This window comes from Pseudoalteromonas sp. GW168-MNA-CIBAN-0100, assembly GCF_040309225.1.
Classification (GTDB): Bacteria; Pseudomonadota; Gammaproteobacteria; order Enterobacterales; family Alteromonadaceae; genus Pseudoalteromonas; species Pseudoalteromonas arctica.
Genome location: NZ_JBEOOL010000500.1, coordinates 1 through 278 on the forward strand (window position 1 = coordinate 1; position 278 = coordinate 278).

At 35.6% G+C, this 278-nt stretch carries 1 protein-coding gene; it reads left to right on the top strand.

Going from position 1 to position 278, the window contains the following annotated elements; genetic code table 11:
• On the top strand, positions 1 to 278 hold a 278-nt coding region (locus AAEY62_RS22150; RefSeq protein ID WP_502935549.1), incomplete at both ends, for a cupin domain-containing protein.

The following is a 278-nucleotide window of genomic DNA, read 5'->3' on the forward strand; positions in this document are numbered from 1 at the left end:
GTAATAGAGCATCTGATAATGCGCATTTATGCCACTTATTTATTGATGCAAACTTACAAGGTATGCCAAGTACAGCCTGTACATTAACCATTAGCCCATTAATAAAAGAGTTAATGCTTAGTTTGGCAAGTAATCAGCAAAACTATAGCTTAACGGGTAAAACCGCACGGCTTGCACAGGTATTATTTGATCAGCTGGTGGATATGCCAATTCAACCTTTAGACTTTGTACTATCAAAAAACAGTGTTATTAAAAACATGAGCAATCAACTTATTAGC